This is a genomic window from Acinetobacter sp. 10FS3-1 (assembly GCF_013343215.1).
Classification (GTDB): Bacteria; Pseudomonadota; Gammaproteobacteria; order Pseudomonadales; family Moraxellaceae; genus Acinetobacter; species Acinetobacter lwoffii_C.
Window position 1 is genome coordinate 2,053,252 of the sequence record NZ_CP039143.1, and the last position, 20,616, is coordinate 2,073,867.

Genomic DNA, 20,616 nt, shown 5'->3' on the forward strand with positions numbered 1-20,616 from the left:
CCCGAAAGATAAAATGCACCAAAGGCATTAAAGAATGCTATATATTTTGCCAATGATCCAGATTTTACAACAGTCTAATATGATCAAAAATAAAGAGAAATGAGTTTCAGGAAGAAACGCTGATGACCATGACACGCTTTCCCACCCTTCCTCCGCATGTTCCTTCTCGCGGTAGCAAACTGAGCCGGAGCTTTTTTAAACAGCTATTTTTAGCCCAAGGCTGGCGAATCGAAGGAGAATTTCCGGATTTGCCTAAAGCGGTTGCTATCATTTCGCCACATACCTCCAATATTGATGCCTGGTTGGGGTTTAATGCTCTGCTGGGTCTTGGAATCCAGATTACTATTTTTGGGAAAGACAGCTTGTTTCGTACTCCGCTGAAACCGATTCTGGAGTGGGTGGGTGTGGTGCCAGTCGTCCGAAGTAGCGCACAAGGACAAACCCGGCAGATTGTAGAGATTATTGAACAGTCCGAACAAATCTGGATTGGTATGGCGCCTGAAGGCTCTCGCAAGGCACCGGAAAAAATCCGTAGCGGTTTTTATTATATTGCCCAAGAGGCACAGCTACCGATTGTCATGTTCTCTTTTGATTATGACCTCAAGACCATCCATATCTTGGGGGTTTATCATCTGACCGGTGACTATGAATACGACCTGGAACAGATCTATCAACATTATACAGGCAAGTTCTCGGCAAAAAATCCAGCCTGGGTGGCGAAGCCGTTACAAAAGCTTTTGAAAAAAGACTAGGCAAAAACCGATTTTTTTGATGTGATAGCCTCAATTTTGTTGATTTAACCGTCATTTTCTACAATGAAATTCGCTCATTATGCTTTTATTGGCTGTCTTGGCCTAAGCTTGGCTGGCTGTGATAAAGCCAGTAAAACTCCGACTGCTACGACTCCGATTAAAGCGCGCGAACCGGTGGTCGCCGTTGCGCTTGGCGGCGGCGGAGCCAAAGGCTTTGCCCATATCGGGGTGCTGAAAGTCCTGGAGTCACATGGCATTAAACCGAAAATTGTCACTGGCACCAGTGCCGGAAGTTTTGTCGGCAGCCTGTACGCTAGCGGTAAGTCTCCTTATCAATTACAACAAATTGCACTGAATTTTAAAGAATCCGATATTCGGGATTTAACCCTGAACCGGCAAGGGATTATTGCGGGCCAAAAACTTCAGGATTACGTCAATAGCCAGATTGCGAACAAACCTATTGAACAGTTCCCGATCCGTTTTGCCGCAGTTGCTACCCGGTTAGACAATGGACGTAAGGCAGATTTTATTAAAGGCAATGCTGGACAAGCCGTTCGTGCCTCTTGCAGTATTCCGAATGTCTTTGTGCCTGCAGTCATTGGCGGCAAAAAATATATTGATGGCGGTCTGGTCAGCCCGATTCCGGTTAAAACGGCCAAGGATATGGGCGCCGATCTGGTGATTGCCGTAGATATTTCTGCCCGGCCGGACAGCAGCAAAGCCATCAATATGTGGGGACTGCTGGATCAAACTATTAATATCATGGGACAGCAAAGTATTAATGAAGAGCTGAAACAAGCGACCGTGGTGATTCAGCCGCAAGTGGGCCATATCGGCACGCTTGATTTAAAGTCCAGTAATGCCACCATTCTGGAAGGTGAAAAAGCCGCCCAGCTGAAAATTCGCGCCATTGAAAAAGCCATTCATGATTTCAAACAGTCTCCGGCTGCATTTAAACCGCCACGCCCTGCCAGATTCTGATCCACGAGTTTTTTTATATTCATCTGTGGCAGCATCTGTTACATTGGAGCAAATCATATAAAGATGATGATTAATTAAATACTTAGCGATATAGGTCACGATATGGAATTAGTTCTTGAACCTTGGCACTGGTTTGTATTAGGGATTCTGCTGATCCTTTCAGAATTACTCTTGCCTGCATTTGCTGCCCTATGGTTCGGGATAGGTGCCCTCATGGTCGGTATTCTGTACTGGATGTTCCCGATGATGGGTCTGACCACCCAGCTCCTGACCTGGATCGTGCTTTCGGTTCTGTGTACGCTACTCTGGTTCAAATTTATCAAGCCGCTTTCAACCGACAAGACCAAGGCCGGATTGTCACGTGAAGCCACGATTGGTCAAATTGGCATGGTCATTCAAACCAATATGGAGCATGGGCAAATCCGGGTACGCTTTCCCATGCCGGTATTAGGCTCAGATGAATGGAATTGCCGGGCACTGGATAAGGTACAGGTCGGAGATCGTGTTCGTGTCGTAGAGATTCTCGGCAATGACCTGGTCGTACAACCCCACAGCACTCATTATCAAAATGAAAAAGGTGAATAAGCTATGTCTAGTGGCTCTATAATTGTTCTTGCATTTTTAGCTTTTGTTGCAATTACCATCTTTAAAGGTGTGCGTATTGTTCCGCAAGGTTATAAGTGGATTGTACAAAGACTCGGTAAATACCATACCACCCTGAATCCGGGCCTGAATTTTGTCATTCCCTATGTCGATGAAGTCGCCTATAAAGTCACAACCAAAGATATCGTGCTGGATATTCCCTCTCAAGAAGTGATTACCCGTGATAACGCGGTGCTGCTCATGAATGCCGTGGCGTATATCAACCTGACCACACCTGAAAAAGCCGTATATGGTATTGAAAATTACTCTTGGGCCATCCAAAACCTGGTTCAGACTTCACTACGTTCTATCGTGGGTGAAATGGATCTGGATGATGCTTTATCTTCACGTGACCATATCAAGGCGCGTTTAAAATCCAGTATTTCGGATGATATTTCAGACTGGGGCATCACCTTAAAAACCGTAGAAATTCAAGATATTAAGCCATCTATTACGATGCAGACCGCAATGGAAGAACAAGCCGCTGCAGAACGTCAGCGCCGTGCAACCGTAACCAAGGCCGATGGTGAAAAACAGGCTGCCATTCTGGAAGCGGATGGTCGTCTGGAAGCTTCACGCCGTGATGCGGAAGCACAAGTCGTTTTGGCTGAGTCTTCACAACGTGCCATTGACATGGTGACCTCTGCAATTGGAGATAATGAAATCCCGGTGGCATATTTACTTGGTGAACAATATGTCAAAGCCATGCAAGATATGGCCAAATCTCCAAATGCCAAAACTGTGGTACTGCCTGCCGATATACTCAATACCATCCGCGGCGTGATGGGAAGAAATCATTAAAATACCCTCTTCCTCTTCTGAAAACAGGCAGCCATCAGGTTGCCTATTTTCCTTTGGGACAAGAAATCTCAGCAAAGAGTGTGAATTTATGGTTAAATTTCGCATTTATTTTGAAATCCTTCGGACTTGGCTGGAAATATACGTCCCGACGTCACTCTGGTCATCATGAAAGTCCTTATTTCGATCTCCTGTGAAAACTCGAAAATGGATATTGTATGAGTCCCCTAAATCCGACCTTAATTACCTTTCTTCTTTATATCGTTGCCATGGTCGTGATTGGCCTGATGGCTTATCGTGCAACCAATAACTTTTCTGATTACATTTTAGGGGGCCGACGTTTAGGTAGTTTCGTAACTGCACTTTCTGCCGGGGCTTCTGACATGAGTGGTTGGCTGCTAATGGGCTTGCCAGGTGCAATTTATCTTTCTGGCCTGTCAGAGATGTGGATTGCAATTGGCCTGATCATCGGCGCATGGCTGAACTGGCTGCTGGTTGCCGGGCGTTTACGCGTACATACCGAAGTCCAGCACAATGCCCTGACCCTGCCAGATTATTTCTCCAACCGCTTTAATGACCAGAAGAAAGTCCTGCGTATTGTGTCAGCCTTTGTCATTCTGATTTTCTTTGCGATTTATTGTGCTTCAGGCATGGTTGCCGGTGCCCGTCTGTTTGAAAGTATGTTTGGCCTGTCTTACAGTACAGCTCTCTGGATCAGTGCGATTGCGACCATCAGCTATGTGTTTATTGGTGGCTTTCTGGCTGTCAGCTGGACCGATACCATTCAGGCTGGCCTGATGATTTTTGCACTTTTATTGACGCCAATTGTGACCTTGCTGACGTTCTCCGATCTGTCACAGGTCACGTTGGCGCTGGAAGCTGCCCGTCCACAGGCCATGAATCTGGTGGGTGATCTGAGTACCGTAGCCATTCTTTCACTGATGGCATGGGGCTTAGGTTATTTTGGCCAGCCGCATATTCTGGTGCGCTTTATGGCGGCAGATTCTGTCAAGTCGATTCCGAATGCACGCCGTATTGGTATGACCTGGATGATTCTTTGCCTGGGCGGTGCAGTTGCAGCCGGTTTCTTTGGTATTGCTTATTTCCAGGCTCATCCAGAATTAGCCACTGTTGTGAGTACCAATCCTGAAACAGTATTTATGGAACTGACCAAAATCCTGTTTAATCCATGGATTGCCGGTATTGTGCTGGCTGCAATTTTGGCCGCTGTCATGAGTACCTTGAGCTGCCAGCTTCTGGTCTGTTCAAGCACCCTCACCGAAGATTTTTATAAATCTTTTCTGCGTAAAAATGCCTCACAAAAAGAACTGGTGTGGGTCGGCCGCTTAATGGTGCTGCTGATTGCCCTGCTTGCCATCTGGATGGCGGGTAATCCTGAATCTAAAGTACTGGGCTTGGTATCTTATGCCTGGGCCGGTTTTGGTGCAGCCTTCGGCCCTCTGATTATTCTGTCACTGTTCTGGAAGCGCATGACTTTAAATGGTGCTCTGGCAGGGATGATCGTCGGTGCTGCTATGGTTATTCTCTGGAAAAACACATTGGGCGTTACTGGTCTGGGAGTTATTCCAGCTGGAATCTATGAAATTATCCCCGGCTTTATGTGCTCATGGATTGCGATTGTACTGGTGAGCCTGATAGACAAAACCCCAACTGCCGCAATTACCACCCGTTTTGAAGAAGCAGAACGTCTGTATAACCAAAGCAAATAATTGAGCGATCCACTAAAAAGAGGACGTTAAGTCCTCTTTTTTTATAGATGGGTTTTCATCTGTCTTGGCACAATTTTTCCAACTAGCTTTTACGATGGAGCAGGAACTGGGTAATGTGCATCAGTTCCTCAGCTTCGCCTTCAAAATGAGCCAAAGCAGTCAATGCCTGATCATGTAATTGCTGGGCATAAATTTTGGCCTGCTCCAAACCCATTAGGGCCGGATACGTCGATTTCTCAACCTGTTCATCCTTGCCTGCGGTTTTACCCAACACTTCCGTGTCGGAAATAATATCCAGAATATCGTCCTGCACCTGGAAGGCCAAACCAATGACCTGTCCAAATTCACGCAGTTTAGGAATCGCCAGATCGGTTCCTTCAAAGATTGTCACTGCCGCCATCATAATTGCTGCGCTGATTAAAGCACCGGTTTTATTACGGTGAATGGTTTCTAAAGCCTCTTGATCAATTTTCTTGCCTTCAGACTGTAAATCAAGCACCTGACCATTGACCATTTTTGAAGAGGCCGTTGCTAAAATCTGCATCTGCTTCAAGACAATCGACGACTCGACAGCCGGTCCCTGATCAAACAGACGGCTACCCAGAATTTCAAAAGCCATGGACTGCAGAATATCTCCGGCCAACAGCGCCGTATCTTCACCATAGGCCACATGACAAGTCGGCTGCCCACGGCGTAACAGGTCATTATCCATACATGGCAGGTCATCATGGGCCAGTGAATAACAATGAATAAATTCAATCGCAACAGCCGCACGGCGTACCGCAGCGGTATTCTGGTTGGGCTTTAGGGAGGCGGTGGCATAACACAGGGCTGGACGTACCCGCTTGCCGCCAAGCATCACGGCATGATGGACTGCCGACTTTAGCGGCTCAGGAATGGCAAAAGCCTCTAAAGCGGCCAGTAAGTCGTGGTGAATCCGTTGTTGTGCTTGAGTTAATGCATGGGTTGATACGTCAGTAATAGATGACACATTCGCCTCGAATACGTAGTCCAGAAAAATAGAATGACAAGCGGCTAAACGCCTGTGTGCTTAGCAGGCATTGTACCTAGAATTACTTTGAATTTTCAGCTTTAAATCGACCTGTTGTTCTGTAATTCCTGGATTAATACAAGATAAATCCAGGAAAGCACTTCTTCTGCCCCATAAAAACCCACCGCAGGGCCAGAGGCTTACTTAGGCGATTTAAAAAAAGCATTAAGATAAAACATCTTCAGGCACCCGCACCCAGCCTTCCATCAGCACACGCGCACTGCGGCTCATGATGGCCTTTTTTACCTTCCATTCACCATTTTCCTGAACTGCTTGTGCGCCGACTCTTAAAGTTCCTGAAGGATGGCCAAAGCGAATCGATTCCCGCTCTCCCCCACCGGCAACCTGGTTTAGTAATGTCCCCGGAATTGCAGCAGCCGTTGCAATTGCGACCGCAGCTGTACCCATCATGGCATGGTGTAGTTTCCCCATAGATAAGGCGCGTACCAGAATATCGCTATCCGCTTCGGTGACTTCTTTACCGCTAGAAGAAATATAAGTCTTTGGTGCTGCAACAAAAGCAATTTTCGGTGTGTGTTGACGGGTTGCAGCTTCACTAACATCCTGAATCAGTCCCATCTGCTTGGCAGCATAAGCACGAATAGTTTCAAACTTTGCCAGTGCAGCGGCATCATTATTAATATGCTCCTGTAACTCGGTGCCGTTATAGTCCAGATCTTCAGCCTTTAAAAATACGATTGGAATACCGGCATTAATCATGGTGACTTCAAAGCTGCCAATATTTGGCACGTGCAGCGTTTCGGTCAGGTACCCTGTTGGAAACATTGAGCCACCTTCGGCATTGTCATCCGCCGGGTCCAGAAACTCAATCTGCACCTCAGCCGCCGGGAAAGTAACTCCATCCAGTTCAAAATCACCCAATTCCTGCACTTGGCCATTCTGCATAGGCACGTGCGCAATAATCGTTTTCTGGATATTCTTTTGCCAGATTCGGACTATACATATTCCATTTTCCGGGATACGTGCCTGATCCACCAGATCATTGGAAATCGCAAATGCACCTACTGCTGCGGTCAGATTGCCACAATTGCCACTCCAGTCAACAAAAGGTCGATCAATCGATACCTGTCCAAACAGATAATCTACATCATGATGTTCTTGCTGGCTTTTGGATAGAATCACAGTTTTACTGGTACTTGAACTTGCTCCCCCCATCCCATCAATTTGTTTGCCATAGGGATCAGGACTGCCAATGATACGTAGCAGGAGCTGGTCACGAATTCGGCCCGGCTGCCGGGCAGCAGGCGGCAAGTCATCCAGCTTAAAAAATACGCCTTTACTCGTACCTCCACGCATATAAGTGGCGGGAATCTTGATCTGGGCTGCAAAACTCATGAATGCTCTCTTCCTTTGATTTATCTTGATTTGTCGTTGTTTTCTTTAGATTATTGGATCTCTAGGTTTTAACTATAGTAGGTTTAAGCCACAACACTACCAAGCCCGACCTTAGTATAAAAACCGGCCATCAAGCCATTTGGTATCCTTCAAGGATTCTGACCTATCACAGTCTCCCCTTCAAACTCACCTGAAAAGGCTGCCATGACTCTATGACTTCATCCCGGCAATAGATACTCAGTTTTATCAACAAGATGATAAATAAAAAAACAGGCCGTAGCCTGTTTTTTTATTGCTGAGATAAATGTTTAGAAACGGAAGCTTACACCCAGTTTGGCAACCGGTAGCCATTCATATTCGTTATCATTACGAATTTCACGCTCTTCAGCATCAAGCGCCTGCCCCAAGGTACGGCCATCATCACCCACCAAACCTAAGGCAGCTTGGTTAGCATTTAAATTAACTGTTGGATTGCCATTATAGTAGGCACCGACTTCACCGAATACGCCCCAACGGTTGGTAATTGCTGGTGAGAAACCAATCCCTACATACGGTGCAAGATTGTTTTTATAGGATAAATCACCATTAATACGAACATCTCCACCTGTTGTGTTAGCAAAACGTGATCCATCTACTGTAAATGATGCATTAGTTCCTGGACGACGCTCTAGGCCATAATCATTATCAATATAACCTACACCCGCGGCCATATAAAACCAGTTGGCCCAAGGACGGATTTCGGCATTTAAATAGGTCAGGTTATTGTCCATATCCAGATCGTATTTCGTGCCATTGATTGACAAGTCATCAGACCAGGAAATATCACCGCCGTTATAACCTAAGGTTACACCTACATACGGGTTCACACTCCATGAAAGTGCGCCACCATAACCGGTCGTTCCAACTTCAGCACGAACAGAAGCAGGTTTAAAGAAAGAAAAAGATGCCACACCCTCATCTGTCACAACTGTTTCATCAGCCGCCATTGTAGAGCCTGCTGCTACCGCTAAAACGGATACAGCTAAAGCTTGATATAAAGATTTCATTATTTCTCTCCTTAAAAGAACTTTTTTTTGATCATTAGTTATGTGATGAGTTCAATATAAAGGAGTTAATGAATATTTTTTATGCAAGTTTTGCTTAGCTTTTGTTGTTTTTTGATACAAATTAGTTTTTCTTGTTGAATGGTAAGTGTTTTTTAAACAATGTTTGTACACATTAAAAATAAAGAAATTATACTTATCACTTTACTTTTTAAATTAGCCATCACCTTGCCGAGTTTTTACTTTTTTCCCAAAAATATAGTGTAAAATATTGGAAATTTTTTTCGGAAGGAAACTCATGCTTCAGCTTTCAACAATCATTGAGCAAGCGTTTGAAGGCCGTGCAAATTTTAGCGCAGCAGATTGTCCTACTGAAGTCCGTCAAGCAGTAGAGGACGTAATTACTGGTCTGGACAATGGTACTTTACGGGTCGCAGAAAAAATCAATGGTGAATGGATAGTTCATCAATGGATAAAAAAAGCAGTCCTGTTATCATTTAAATTAAACGACAATCAACCGCTGGAAGCTGGTGACCTTCGTTTCTATGACAAGGTAGATACCAAATTTACCGGCTGGACCGAAGAGCAGTTTAAAGCAGCGGGTGTGCGCGTCGTTCCTCCTGCTGTAGCGCGTAAGGGTTCTTATCAGGCAAAAAATGTGGTATTGATGCCTTCTTATGTGAACATTGGTGCTTATGTTGATGAAGGCACCATGGTGGACACGTGGGCTACAGTCGGCTCATGCGCACAAATTGGTAAGAATGTTCACCTGTCAGGTGGGGTAGGCATTGGGGGGGTACTTGAACCCCTTCAGGCAGGCCCAACTATTATTGAAGATAACTGCTTCATCGGTGCGCGTTCTGAAATTGTAGAAGGTGTGATTGTAGAAGAAGGTTCAGTTATTTCCATGGGCGTATTCATTGGTCAGTCTACCAAAATTTATGACCGTGCAACTGGCGAAATTTACTATGGTCGGGTTCCTGCAGGTTCTGTCGTAGTATCGGGCAGCCTTCCTTCTAAATGTGGTACATACAGCCTGTATGCTGCAATCATCGTGAAAAAAGTAGATGCCAAAACTCGGGCTAAAACCAGCCTAAATGATCTACTTCGTGAAGATTAAGATGTAGTCTGCTGCGGAACATTCATTGTTCCTCGGGGCCTCAATCGCTCCTCGTCTCTACGGTTAGCAATGATCGTAGGGATTTTTATTTTTATACCTAATTATTTTTCAGTGGTTAATAGTGTTATGAATATGCTTCGATCTTCTGCTATTCCTGTTTCTGATCCGTCTGCGGGTTTACGCATTACGGAGATCTTTTATTCATTACAAGGTGAAGCCAATGCGGCTGGACTGCCAACGGTATTTATTCGTTTAACCGGCTGTCCGTTGCGCTGTACCTACTGCGATACCACCTATTCTTTTGAAGGCGGTGAACGTCAAGCTCTGGATGATATTATTCAGACTGCACTCGCTTTTAAAACCCCTTATATTTGTGTGACAGGTGGTGAACCCTTAGCGCAGCCCAATGCCCTGCCCTTGATGCAGCGTCTGGCAGATTTGGGCTGTGAAGTATCGCTTGAAACCAGCGGTGCACTCGATGTGTCAAAGGTAGACCCGCGTGTATCTAAAATTTTAGACTTGAAGACCCCAACTTCAGGTGAAGTTTCACGAAATCTGCTTTCTAATCTGGACCATTTAAGTCCGCATGATCAAATCAAGTTCGTCATTTGTAACCGTGAAGACTATGAATGGTCAAAACAGCAGGTAGAGCTCTATCAACTGAAGCAGAAAGTCAGTACAGTTTGGTTTTCGCCCGCATTTGCGATTGAAAAAGGTTCGGTACACTTGCCTGCACTGGCACGTGATTTAGCCCAATGGATTTTAGAAGACCATCTCCCGGTTCGTTTCCAGCTGCAACTTCACAAGTTGTTATGGAACGATGAAACAGGTCGTTAATTTTTTATAAAGTTATTTTTGGAGTATCAGTTATGCGCCCTCGTGCCATTGTATTGTTATCTGGCGGATTAGACTCAACAACCTGTCTGGCTTGGGCGCAGGCACGGTATGAATGTATTGCGCTAAGCTTTATGTACGGTCAGCGCTCTACCACCGAGCTGGACGCAGCACGTGCCTTGGTAAAACGTGCAGGTATAGAACACCGTGTAATTAATATTGATTTAGGTAACCTGGGTGGCTCAGCCCTGACTGATCCTAGCCTTGAGATCCCGGATCAGGAACAGGAAGGTATTCCTATTACCTATGTACCTGCACGCAACACCATCTTCCTCTCTTATGCCCTGGCAGCGGCAGAAGTCTTACACGCTGAGGCCATCGTAATCGGAATTAATGCAGTGGATTATTCGGGCTATCCAGACTGCCGCCAAGAGTTTATTGAAGCTTTTGCCAACATGGCTCGCCTTGCCACCAAAGTCGGTATTGAAGGTCAGGCGCTCAAATTTGAAACACCTTTGTTACATTTATCCAAAGCAAATATTATTCGCTTAGGTCTGGAACATGGCGTAGACTACAGTCAAACGGTATCTTGCTACCAGGCAGATGACCTAGGACGTGCCTGTGGAAAATGCGACAGTTGTCGTTTACGCAAACAAGGTTTTGCAGACGCAGGTGTTGAAGACCCGACACGTTATATACCGTAAAGACAAGGTAGAATATATGAAAATGTTAAAATCAAGTATCGTTCTTTCAGCGATCGTTTCAGCTGCGGCAATGTTTACAACGGCAACCCATGCAGCTGAAGACAAATTACAACAAGCTTATAAAAGCACCAATGTTAAAGCTGCATTGATCAATGTTTGTAAAGATGAAACTGCTAAAGGCAAAAAACTGACTGCTGCTGAAGTGAGCAAGTATTGTAGCTGTGCTGTAGAAGCAGACGGCAAGCTGACCAATGCTCAAAAATGGGAAATCCAAAGTACGATTAACCAGAAAAAAAGCCCGGGTACTTTAGCGTTTGTACAAAAACAGAATAAAGATCTGCAAGCATGTTTCGGTCCGCAGCTGACTGGTAAATTGAAAAATTTAACTGAAGAAGCGATGAAATCTGCTCAGGCAGCAAAGAAATAATCCGTCCAGATTATTTGCTAGAATAAGCCACAATATGTGGCTTATTTTTTTGAAAAATCTATAGAAATTGGAGTAGTCATGTCTGAGATCAGTTTACTTGACCAGAATTTTCCTGCAACGACAGGTGAAATCAATTTAGCTCAACTGGATACACCATGGCTGGTGATTTATTTTTATCCTAAAGATTCTACCCCCGGCTGTACCACTCAAGCGGTCAGTTTTTCATGCCTAAAAGATCAGTTTGATGCTTTAAATACCACAATTATTGGTATTTCACGTGATTCGGTTAAAGCCCATCAAAACTTTACTGAAAAGCAAAATCTGACGATTAATCTGATTAGCGATAAAGAAGAAGTGTTATGTAATCACTTTGATGTGATCAAAGAAAAAAATATGTATGGCAAAAAAGTTATGGGCATTGAACGCTCAACTTTTATTTTCCATAACGGCATATTGCTTAAAGAATACCGCAAAGTGAAAGCTGCAGGTCATGCTGAGCAGGTGCTAGAGGATTTAAAAGCCCTTCAAGCGGCTTAACTTGCTCTCCTCCCCTAAAAAGGCATGAAGTTTCTCTTCATGTCTTTTTCTTAGATTCATGCTCCCAATAGACTTAATTTAATAAAGAAATCGCAATTGACCACATCACGCAGCCGATCAGTATATCCAGTATCTTCCAGGCTTGAGGGCGATGAAAAACCGGCTGCAAATAACGTGCCGCATAGCCCAGGCTAAAAAAGAATACGAAGGAGGCAGTGATTCCTCCCAGAGCAAAATAAAGTTGTGCATTTGCATATTGGGTGGAGATAGACCCCATTAATACTACGGTATCTAGGTAGACATGCGGATTCAGCCAGGTCAGCATTAAACAGATGCATAGGACTTTATATAAGACGGGCTCTGCATCTTGGTCTGGTATTAAGCGCTGCTCACTTTTCCAGGCCTGATAAAAATGTTGTGCACCATAGATCAGCAAGAACGTCGCACCCAAATACTTGGCAATGTCCAGCCAATGCTGGATATAACAGAATCAGCTGTGAGAAACCTAAAACTCCAGCTAAAATCAGGACGGCATCTGATAATGCACAGCAGAGACAAATGGCAAAGATATGCTGCTGTCTCAATCCTTGTTTCAACACAAAAGCGTTCTGCGCACCAATGGCAATAATCAGGCTAAAACTAATAGCTAGCCCTTGTATAAAGATGCGTATCGCATGGTGGCGACCCCTGCTTTTGTACAGTCGTGGTTTAAACGAGGGATAAGGCGAGAGGCGCTATGTAAGCCCCCTGCCGTCATTTATAATGATCAAGATCATCTGCATAGCCACACATTGTGGGTTATGGTTTAGTGCCTGAATATCAAATCGCTGACTGTCTTGAAAATAGCGCACTGGTCGAGACATTGCCAGAATGCCAATGCGATGTGCCATGGTATTGGCATCACTGGCAGCAGCAATCTCCTGCTCTTAGGGTATTAACCGGAGTGATCTTGCATCAGGCCAGCTCCTTATTAAACCAGAGCCGTTTTTAGAGCCGAGCCTATTTAAGCTGCCATTGTCCAGAAACTACAATATTGACTTTTTCTCCAATCCCGCCAAATGCTTTTTTCATTCCAAAGTCACTGCGTGTTATCACTGTCGTCGCGTCAACATCCAAACGTTGGGGCTGGCTGATACTGGGTTTTAAGATAGTATCCAAAACCACCCGTCGGGTCACGCCCCGCAAGGATAAATCACCTGTAATACTGTAGTGATGAGGACCTAAAACGATAAATTCACGGCTCGTGAAAGTCGCAGTCTGATATTTTTCAACATCAAAGAAATCTTCTCCCAGAATCAGATTACTCAACGAGGGCTTATTTAAACTCAAACTTTTGATGTCGAGAACAAACTGGGCGGAGGCATGGAGTGGAGCTGCAGGATCAAAACTCATGCTAGACTGAATCTGCTCAAATTTACCTTTTACAATCGACAACCCCATCGACTTGATCTCAAAACCGACTTGAGTTTCTGGCGTGAGTTCCCATTGCTGAGGAGTGGCATGAGTAGCAAAATTTAAGCTCAGCATTCCTGCAACTAAGACGCTTTTCGCGATCCTGACATTCATCTGCTTCTCTCCTAGGCCGCTGCAATTGCTTGCCTTGAGCTATTAGCTTACTCAAGATTGGTTTTGTCTTGAGTCAGGTATTTGTGCCGCAATTGTTGGTAAATAGGTGTTTTTTGAAATTGATGTAAAAACTCACTGGTTCCTAAAGGAAAAGCCGATTCAACAATTTTCCCAGCATAATAAGCTTCACGTAGCGGCGTTGCTGAAATTGCGCCTTTCAGGCTTTCAAGCTCGACCATCTCCCATTCAGGAAACAGCTTAAGATAATAGGAAGATTCATCCTTAAAATGGCCAATTAAACCCACTTTTGCATCTGGTTCAACGACACCTGTGACGAGTGATTTGACCAGTTTCTGCCATTTTTGGTCATTATAAACATCAATCACATGAACAAATTTGATCCGTTGCTGATCTTCAGCGGAAAAATTAGATAAAACCATCTGTTCACGCTCAGCAGCACTAAATGGATTTTTAATATTCCGTTCATTCTGTGCCGAACCTAAGGCCAGAATCACTTGCCGGCTTTGTTTTAATGCAATTTTAATGGTTTGCATATGGGCCAGATGAAAGGGCTGAAAGCGGCCAATAAAAACCAGATAATCAAATGTATAGTTCATAACAGATCAATTTTTTATGACTCGAGAGTTGTGTCGTTTAAATAAATATGCGACATAATAAACGCCATAAAATTAAATTAAGTTTTAAAGCAAGGATAGTACGATGACACTGAGCTGTATTCAACAACCTCATCCGCATTTAAACGCAATTTTAGATCAGGGCGTACTCACGCTGGCTATCAACCGCCCTGAAGCCAAAAATGCCTTGTATGGTGAATTGTACTTATGGATTGCCCAGGCCCTCGATGAAGCCGATCAGGACAGCAGTGTCCGGGTGGTAATTTTACGCGGTCAGGATGCAGATTTTAGTGCAGGCAATGACATGCAGGACTTTATGAAGTATGCAGCAATGAAGGGTCAGGCCCCTGCAGCGGAAGGCCCTCCTTTTATTTTATTAAAATCGGCAGCTAAATTTTCTAAGCCTTTGATTGCAGCCGTACGTGGTGTAGCTATTGGTATTGGGGTAACGATCCTGTTGCATTGTGACCTAGTTTATAGTGATCATACTGCCCTGTTCCAGATTCCTTTTGTCAGTCTGGGACTTTCTCCTGAAGGAGCTTCAAGTAAATTGTTAATTGAACAGGCGGGTTATCACAAGGCGGCTGAGTTATTACTTACTGCACAAAAATTTAACAGTGAAACAGCACATTCAGCCAATTTAGTGAACAGTATTGAAGAAGAGGTTTATAATAAAGCAGCGCAGCAAGCTGCTCAACTGGCAGCTCTTCCGCTGGCTTCTCTGGTCCAGTCCAAAGCCTTGATGAAACATAATTTAAATGAAATTATTGAATGGATTGATCATGAAGCTGACATCTTTATGCAGCGTGTTGGCTCACCTGAAATGATGGAAGCAGTTGCGGCCTTTATGCAAAAGCGTAAGCCGGATTTTTCTCAATTCAACTAATTTAAGTTTGTCTATAAAACCACTTGGTTCGATAAGCTGGGTGGTTTTCTTATATTTCACCCCCATTTCTTTCCACATCACTGTAAAAAGAATATAAATACCATGACTGAAAAAAAGCGCTACCACGAACCTGCTCCCCAAGATATTGATGTAGACAACTTCCGTAAGGTAATTGAAAGCCGCCGTTCGGTACGTAAATTTACCAGCAAAGCGATTCCTGCCGAAGTGCTCGATGATTGTCTGGATCTCGCCTTACTGGCCCCCAACTCATCGAACTTGCAGCCCTGGACCTTCTATGTGGTACAAAATCCTGCCAAAAAGAAACGCCTGGTGAAAGCCTGCATGAGCCAGCTGGCTGCCAAGACAGCATCTGAACTGATTGTCTGTGTTGCCCGCACTGACCGTATAGATGAAATAGCCAAACGTAATATTAATGAGTTTCCATTTCCAGAAGCTCCACCTGCAGTCAAGAAATACTACAAATACATTCCCTATAACTACAAAACCGGTTATCTGAATGCCTTTGGCAATTTTAAGAAAGTGGCGTTCAAAGTCGCCCGTACACTGGACAAGCAAATGCCGGTATCAGCATTTAATCCTGCGGATGCCAAACTGTGGGCCAGCAAAACTACAGCACTGGCCTGTGAAAATCTGGTTCTGGCCTTACGTGCTTATGGCTTTGACAGCTGCATGATGGAAGGATTTGATGAGCCGCTGGTACGTGAAATTCTGGCATTAAATGATGGACAGTATCCTGTCATGGTCATTGCAGCAGGTGAGCGTGCAAAAGATGGCGTATTCTTCCCGCAGTACCGTTTTGATCGTGAGCTGTTTATTCAGAAGGTTTAAGGTTCTTCCAGATGGACTCTTTTTCAATAAGGTCTTAATTTTGAGATTAACCTTCGCTTCGACCTACTGTTGTTTTGGGAAAAAGTAGGTCGAAACATCGAAGTATTGTCATCCACAAAATCGGCTCAAACCTTCTCACTGTCGATACATCACAGATTTTTTTTATCTTCAGTCCTGCCTCAAACCAGTGCGGATGGCGTTTCCGTGTACCAAATATTGGTTTAAAAGTTATTAGAGTGGAATCTCCACCATTTGAATAAACTCAAAAGCCGGCTCTTCATAAGGATGCATGGCCTTTAACGCCCGTGCCACCTCACTGGCCTTATGTTCAGGCACAATGGTTTCTACCCGCCATTCTGAAACTTGTTCAAGCTCACCGACCTCACCAATAAATGGATCAGCGCCTTTCAGCGGCTTAAACTGGCCAGTGCCTAAAATCTGCCAGGCACAATGTTCATAATCGCCTATCCCTCCAGCACCGGCTGTAAAAATGGCAAGTTTAGTCGATTCAAGATGAGATTCAGGAACGTAGTAAATGAGTTTAAGCATATCAATTGGTATATATTCTAGGAGTATTAATCCATCATATGGATCAACCACCATGATGTCTAATCAAAGATTACTCGCGAACCTGCTGGAGGAACAGCTAAAAAACTTAACAGATAAACCATCTGCAAAGCAGCAATTACCTTTCTGGAAGATACTATTAAATTTCTCTCTTTTCATAAAGTTAATCACTGGTTTAATTCCTTAAAAGAGCAAAAAATAAAAGAAAAATATCACCCAATAAAAAAGCCACCCGAAGGCGGCTTTTCATTCAGATGAATTTATAAAAATTAACCAATAAACTTACGTGCATTACGGAACATACGTAACCAGGCACCATCTTGATCCCAGTCTTCCGGTTTCCAAGAATGCTGAACCGCACGGAAGTTACGCTCTGGGTGTGGCATCAGAATTGTTGCACGACCATCTTGAGAAGTTACACCAGAGATCCCTTCAGGCGAACCGTTCGGGTTTAATGGATATTGCTCTGTTGCCTGACCTTGGCTGTCAACATAGCGCATAATCACTTGATTACCTGCATTCAGTGCAGCCAGATTTTCAGCAGATGCAACCACACGACCTTCACCATGCGCCACAGCGATTGGAAGAATAGAACCTTCCATACCTTCTAGCAATACAGAATGAGATTTCTCGACACGAACGTTGACGCTACGTGCTTCAAAAACCTCTGATTTGTTGCGATGGAAACGCGGCCATGCATCTGCCCCCGGAATAAGGGGTGCCAATTGAGACAACATCTGACAACCATTACAGATACCTAAAGAGAAGGTTTCCTGACGGTTGAAGAATTTCTCGAACTGGTCACGTAGCTGCGGGTTAAACAATACAGATTTGGCCCAGCCGCCGCCTGCACCGAGTACGTCACCATAAGAGAAGCCACCACAGGTCACCAGACCTTCAAAGTCATCCAGACTGATACGGCCAGCCAGCAGGTCACTCATATGTACGTCAACCGTATTGAAGCCCACTTTATCGAATGCAGCTGCCATTTCAACATGACCATTCACACCCTGCTCACGCAGAATTGCCATATTTGGACGACGTGAATTGATATATGGGGCTTCAACTGGCTCATTCAAATCGAATGTCGGTTGAGCGATCAAGCCCTGGTGGGACTGGTCTGTGATCAGGGAAAATTCTTGATCCGCAGTTTCGACGTTGTCACGTAAACGCTGGATTTGATGAGAAACCTCAGTCCAGGCCACTTGTAAATCGGCACGCTCAAGTACCAGACCATTTACAGACAACTGGTCCGTATTGTTGACTGTACCCACAACAGAGATAGCATCTTTCAAGCTTGAAGCCGCAACTTCTGCTTGCAATACTTCCCAATCTGCTTTGGCGATTTGCAGAACTGCCCCGATTTCTTCAGCGAACAGTGCAGGCACAGATTGTTCTTCGAGTGCAACACCCAGACGTGACGTAAACATCATTTCTGCAACAGTGGCCAATAAGCCGCCATCACCGATGTCATGATAGGCCTTGATCAGGTCGCGATCGCTCCACTCCTGAACCAGTGCAAAGAAAGCTTTCAAGTCATCAAAGCTATCAACGTCAGGGGTTACTGAACCAATCGCTTTATAAACCTGAGCCAGAATCGAACCGCCTAGACGGAATTGGCCTTTAGAAAGATCGATACGTAGCAGTACAGAATCAATGTTTTTCAATTCAGGGGTCAATGTCTTGCGCACATCAGTCACTGGCGCAAATGCCGTGATTACCCCTGACATTGGCGAAGTCACAGATTTATCTGTACCTTCGTCATTCCAGGTCGTACGCATCGACAATGAGTCTTTACCCACAGGAATCGCGATTCCCAGTGCTGGACACATTTCCATACCGATGGCTTTTACGCCTTCGAATAAAGCTTGGTCTTCACCTGGTTGACCGGCAGCCGCCATCCAGTTTGCAGACAATTTGATGTCACTGATCTGTTTAATCTTCGCTGACATGATGTTTGTAATAGACTCAGCAACCGATAAACGTGCAGATGCTGCCGGATTTAACAATGCTACCGGTGGACGCTCGCCCATCGCCATCGCTTCACCGTTATAACCGACTAGACTGGTGGTGGTCACTGCAGCATCCGCGACAGGAATCTGCCAACGACCCACCATCTGGTCACGTGCAACCATACCGGTAATCGAGCGGTCACCAATAGTGATCAGGAATGATTTAGATGCAACTGTCGGGTTCTTGATCACGCGGTAAATCGCATCTTTCAGGTCAGTGACTTTAGACGCATCAAAGTCATCACCTTTACGCTCCACTGTTTCATATGAACGGCTCATACGCGGGGTACCGCCAAGCATCACCTGCATTGGCATGTCCACCGGCTTGTTGCCAAATAATGGATCTTCAACAGTTAAATGACGCGCTTCAGTCGCTTCGCCCAGTACCGCAAACGGACAACGTTCACGCGCACAGATTGACTCAAACAGTGGCAGAGATTCTGGACGGATCGCAAGCACATAACGCTCTTGTGCTTCGTTTGACCAGATTTCCATTGGCGACATGCCTGGCTCTAAAGATGGAATCTTACGTAGATCCAGTACCGCACCCAGTTCGTGGTCATTGACCAGTTCAGGCATTGCATTTGAAATACCGCCTGCACCGACGTCATGTACCGAAACGATCGGGTTTTCATCTTCCATGCGCCAGCAAGTATCAATGACTTCCTGACAACGGCGTTCCATTTCCGGGTTTTCACGCTGTACCGATGCGAAGTCCAGATTTTCACCCATGGTACCGCTGTCTACAGAAGACGCTGCGCCGCCGCCCAGACCGATCAGCATGGCAGGCCCCCCCAGCACGATGAGCAAGTCACCCGGCTGGATTGGATCTTTTTCTACATGGTCAGGACGGATGTTACCGTAACCACCTGCAATCATGATCGGCTTATGGAAGCCTTTCACTTCGCCATTGACGTTCTGTTCAAAAGTACGGAAATAACCATTTAAAGCCGGACGACCAAATTCGTTGTTAAACGCTGCACCACCCAACGGCCCTTCAATCATGATTTGCAGTGGCGATGCCATACGTGATGGTTTGCCGTAGTTTTCTTCCCAAGGCTGTTCAAAACCAGGAATATTCAGGTTAGATACTGTGAAACCGGTCAAGCCAGCTTTCGGCTTACCACCACGACCTGTCGCACCTTCATCCCGGATTTCACCGCCTGAACCGGTCGCAGCACCGGCAAATGGCGCAATCGCAGTTGGGTGGTTGTGTGTTTCCACTTTCATCAGAATATGAGCAGCCTGGCTCTTATATTTATAAACGTGCTGGCCGTTATCTTCCTTGGTTGGATAGAAACGTTGCGTATCAGAACCTACAATCACTGAGGCGTTGTCTTTATAAGCAGACAATACATCTGTTGGTGATTCCTTATAGGTGTTCTTGATCATCTGGAACAGTGACAAAGGCTGAACTTCACCATCAATGGTCCATTCTGAACCGAAGATTTTGTGACGGCAATGCTCAGAGTTTGCCTGTGCAAACATCATCAGCTCAATATCATTCGGGTTACGGCCCAGCTTGTTAAAGGCATCGGTTAAATAATCAATTTCTTCATCAGACAGTGCAAAACCGAATTCATTGTTCGCCTGAACTAACGCTGCCTTGCCCTGACCCAGAATATCAATCGAGTTCAAAGGTTTTGGTGCTGTTTCAGTAAACAGTGCCGCAGCATCTTCAATCGTATTAAACACGCTTTCAGTCATGCGGTCATGTAAAACCTGCAGTACTTCTTTAGAAAGCTCTTTTTCACCTTTTAAGGTAAATAAAACACCGCGTTCCAGACGATGAACTGGGGTATTACAGTTCTTGAAAATATCTGTCGCTTTGGATGACCATGGAGAAATGGTGCCTAATCGTGGTGTTACTAAAATCTGGATTTCATCACTTGTCGCTTGGTGTAAATCAAAAGATTGACCATCATTTAAAAGCTGCAAAGCGGATTGCTGTTGTTGCTCGTTGAGCGCTTGGTCAAAGAGGTAGACCCATTGACTTTCAATTGATTGAACAGAACTAATTGACGATAAACGTGAAAGTAGTTGAGTTTTCTTAAATGAAGAATGTGCAGGTGCACCGGCAACAATAAACATGCTGATTTTGGCTCCACGGGATGGTCGTAAACCAT

At 44.9% G+C, this 20,616-nt stretch carries 20 protein-coding genes and 1 pseudogene; 13 read left to right on the forward strand and 8 right to left on the reverse strand.

Features of this window, described 5'->3' with window-relative positions:
* The first annotated feature begins 122 nt into the window (after nucleotides 1-122).
* The 5 genes from E5Y90_RS09660 to putP all read left to right on the forward strand — a co-directional run bounded on the left by E5Y90_RS09660 (nucleotide 123) and on the right by putP (nucleotide 4,903).
* Nucleotides 123-752 (forward strand): 1-acyl-sn-glycerol-3-phosphate acyltransferase, encoded by a 630-nt coding sequence (locus tag E5Y90_RS09660; RefSeq protein ID WP_174660108.1) that lies wholly within the window; start codon nucleotides 123-125, stop codon nucleotides 750-752.
* 63 nt (nucleotides 753-815) lie between these two features.
* Nucleotides 816-1,733 (forward strand): patatin-like phospholipase family protein, encoded by a 918-nt coding sequence (locus E5Y90_RS09665; RefSeq protein WP_151205924.1) that lies wholly within the window; start codon nucleotides 816-818, stop codon nucleotides 1,731-1,733.
* A gap of 102 nt (nucleotides 1,734-1,835) precedes the next feature.
* Entirely contained in the window at nucleotides 1,836-2,318 is a 483-nt protein-coding gene (locus E5Y90_RS09670; protein WP_151205569.1) for an NfeD family protein, read from the forward strand.
* Nucleotides 2,319-2,321: 3 nt separating this feature from the next.
* On the forward strand, nucleotides 2,322-3,176 hold the full coding sequence (locus E5Y90_RS09675) for an SPFH domain-containing protein (RefSeq protein ID WP_151205570.1): 855 nt from the start codon (nucleotides 2,322-2,324) through the stop codon (nucleotides 3,174-3,176).
* Between the two features lie 215 nt (nucleotides 3,177-3,391).
* On the forward strand, nucleotides 3,392-4,903 hold the full coding sequence (gene putP, locus E5Y90_RS09680) for a sodium/proline symporter PutP (protein ID WP_151205571.1): 1,512 nt from the start codon (nucleotides 3,392-3,394) through the stop codon (nucleotides 4,901-4,903).
* 82 nt (nucleotides 4,904-4,985) lie between these two features.
* On the opposite strand, the gene E5Y90_RS09685 is transcribed toward putP, so the two are convergent.
* The 3 genes from E5Y90_RS09685 to carO all read right to left on the reverse strand — a co-directional run bounded on the left by E5Y90_RS09685 (nucleotide 4,986) and on the right by carO (nucleotide 8,356).
* Complete coding sequence (locus E5Y90_RS09685) at nucleotides 4,986-5,894, reverse strand: polyprenyl synthetase family protein (RefSeq protein ID WP_151205369.1); 909 nt, start codon at nucleotides 5,892-5,894, stop codon at nucleotides 4,986-4,988.
* Between the two features lie 225 nt (nucleotides 5,895-6,119).
* Nucleotides 6,120-7,310, reverse strand: a complete 1,191-nt coding sequence (gene prpF / locus E5Y90_RS09690; RefSeq protein WP_151205922.1) for a 2-methylaconitate cis-trans isomerase PrpF — start codon at nucleotides 7,308-7,310, stop codon at nucleotides 6,120-6,122.
* A gap of 308 nt (nucleotides 7,311-7,618) precedes the next feature.
* Entirely contained in the window at nucleotides 7,619-8,356 is a 738-nt protein-coding gene (gene carO / locus E5Y90_RS09695; protein WP_174660109.1) for an ornithine uptake porin CarO, read from the reverse strand.
* 295 nt (nucleotides 8,357-8,651) lie between these two features.
* Between carO and dapD the strand changes: the two genes are divergently transcribed.
* The 5 genes from dapD (at nucleotide 8,652) to E5Y90_RS09720 (ending at nucleotide 11,975) form a co-directional block, all read left to right on the forward strand.
* A complete protein-coding gene (gene dapD / locus E5Y90_RS09700) occupies nucleotides 8,652-9,473 on the forward strand; it encodes a 2,3,4,5-tetrahydropyridine-2,6-dicarboxylate N-succinyltransferase (RefSeq protein ID WP_174660110.1) in 822 nt (273 codons plus the stop codon).
* A 126-nt stretch (nucleotides 9,474-9,599) separates the two neighbouring features.
* The gene (queE, locus tag E5Y90_RS09705; RefSeq protein WP_174660111.1) at nucleotides 9,600-10,310 is read left to right on the forward strand and encodes a 7-carboxy-7-deazaguanine synthase QueE; all 711 of its coding nucleotides are present in this window, start codon (nucleotides 9,600-9,602) and stop codon (nucleotides 10,308-10,310) included.
* Between the two features lie 32 nt (nucleotides 10,311-10,342).
* Complete coding sequence (gene queC / locus E5Y90_RS09710; protein WP_174660112.1) at nucleotides 10,343-11,011, forward strand: 7-cyano-7-deazaguanine synthase QueC; 669 nt, start codon at nucleotides 10,343-10,345, stop codon at nucleotides 11,009-11,011.
* Nucleotides 11,012-11,027: 16 nt separating this feature from the next.
* Complete coding sequence (locus tag E5Y90_RS09715) at nucleotides 11,028-11,438, forward strand: hypothetical protein (RefSeq protein ID WP_151205363.1); 411 nt, start codon at nucleotides 11,028-11,030, stop codon at nucleotides 11,436-11,438.
* Nucleotides 11,439-11,516: 78 nt separating this feature from the next.
* Complete coding sequence (locus E5Y90_RS09720) at nucleotides 11,517-11,975, forward strand: peroxiredoxin (protein WP_174660113.1); 459 nt, start codon at nucleotides 11,517-11,519, stop codon at nucleotides 11,973-11,975.
* 73 nt (nucleotides 11,976-12,048) lie between these two features.
* On the opposite strand, the pseudogene E5Y90_RS09725 reads toward E5Y90_RS09720, so the two are convergent.
* Nucleotides 12,049-12,676, reverse strand: a pseudogene (locus E5Y90_RS09725) (LysE/ArgO family amino acid transporter).
* Between the two features lie 107 nt (nucleotides 12,677-12,783).
* Between E5Y90_RS09725 and E5Y90_RS09730 the strand changes: the two are divergent.
* Complete coding sequence (locus E5Y90_RS09730; RefSeq protein WP_174660114.1) at nucleotides 12,784-12,966, forward strand: hypothetical protein; 183 nt, start codon at nucleotides 12,784-12,786, stop codon at nucleotides 12,964-12,966.
* Between the two features lie 8 nt (nucleotides 12,967-12,974).
* Here the strand turns inward: E5Y90_RS09730 and E5Y90_RS09735 are convergent, their stop codons facing one another.
* Nucleotides 12,975-13,541 (reverse strand): YceI family protein, encoded by a 567-nt coding sequence (locus E5Y90_RS09735; protein ID WP_174660115.1) that lies wholly within the window; start codon nucleotides 13,539-13,541, stop codon nucleotides 12,975-12,977.
* Nucleotides 13,542-13,588: 47 nt separating this feature from the next.
* On the reverse strand, nucleotides 13,589-14,158 hold the full coding sequence (locus tag E5Y90_RS09740) for a nicotinate-nicotinamide nucleotide adenylyltransferase (protein WP_174660116.1): 570 nt from the start codon (nucleotides 14,156-14,158) through the stop codon (nucleotides 13,589-13,591).
* Between the two features lie 103 nt (nucleotides 14,159-14,261).
* On the opposite strand from E5Y90_RS09740, the gene E5Y90_RS09745 reads away from it, so the two are divergent.
* Nucleotides 14,262-15,062: an enoyl-CoA hydratase-related protein gene (locus tag E5Y90_RS09745; RefSeq protein ID WP_174660117.1), complete on the forward strand. Its 801-nt coding sequence runs from the start codon at nucleotides 14,262-14,264 to the stop codon at nucleotides 15,060-15,062.
* Nucleotides 15,063-15,164: 102 nt separating this feature from the next.
* The gene (locus E5Y90_RS09750) at nucleotides 15,165-15,911 is read left to right on the forward strand and encodes a nitroreductase family protein (protein ID WP_174660118.1); all 747 of its coding nucleotides are present in this window, start codon (nucleotides 15,165-15,167) and stop codon (nucleotides 15,909-15,911) included.
* Nucleotides 15,912-16,142: 231 nt separating this feature from the next.
* Here the strand turns inward: E5Y90_RS09750 and E5Y90_RS09755 are convergent, their stop codons facing one another.
* Both E5Y90_RS09755 and purL read right to left on the reverse strand, forming a co-directional pair.
* Nucleotides 16,143-16,460 carry an NGG1p interacting factor NIF3 gene (locus tag E5Y90_RS09755; protein WP_151205419.1) on the reverse strand — a complete coding sequence of 106 codons (318 nt, stop codon included), beginning with the start codon at nucleotides 16,458-16,460 and terminating at the stop codon, nucleotides 16,143-16,145.
* Nucleotides 16,461-16,747: 287 nt separating this feature from the next.
* Nucleotides 16,748-20,581 carry a phosphoribosylformylglycinamidine synthase gene (gene purL / locus E5Y90_RS09760; protein ID WP_174660591.1) on the reverse strand — a complete coding sequence of 1,278 codons (3,834 nt, stop codon included), beginning with the start codon at nucleotides 20,579-20,581 and terminating at the stop codon, nucleotides 16,748-16,750.
* Nucleotides 20,582-20,616 lie beyond the last annotated feature (35 nt).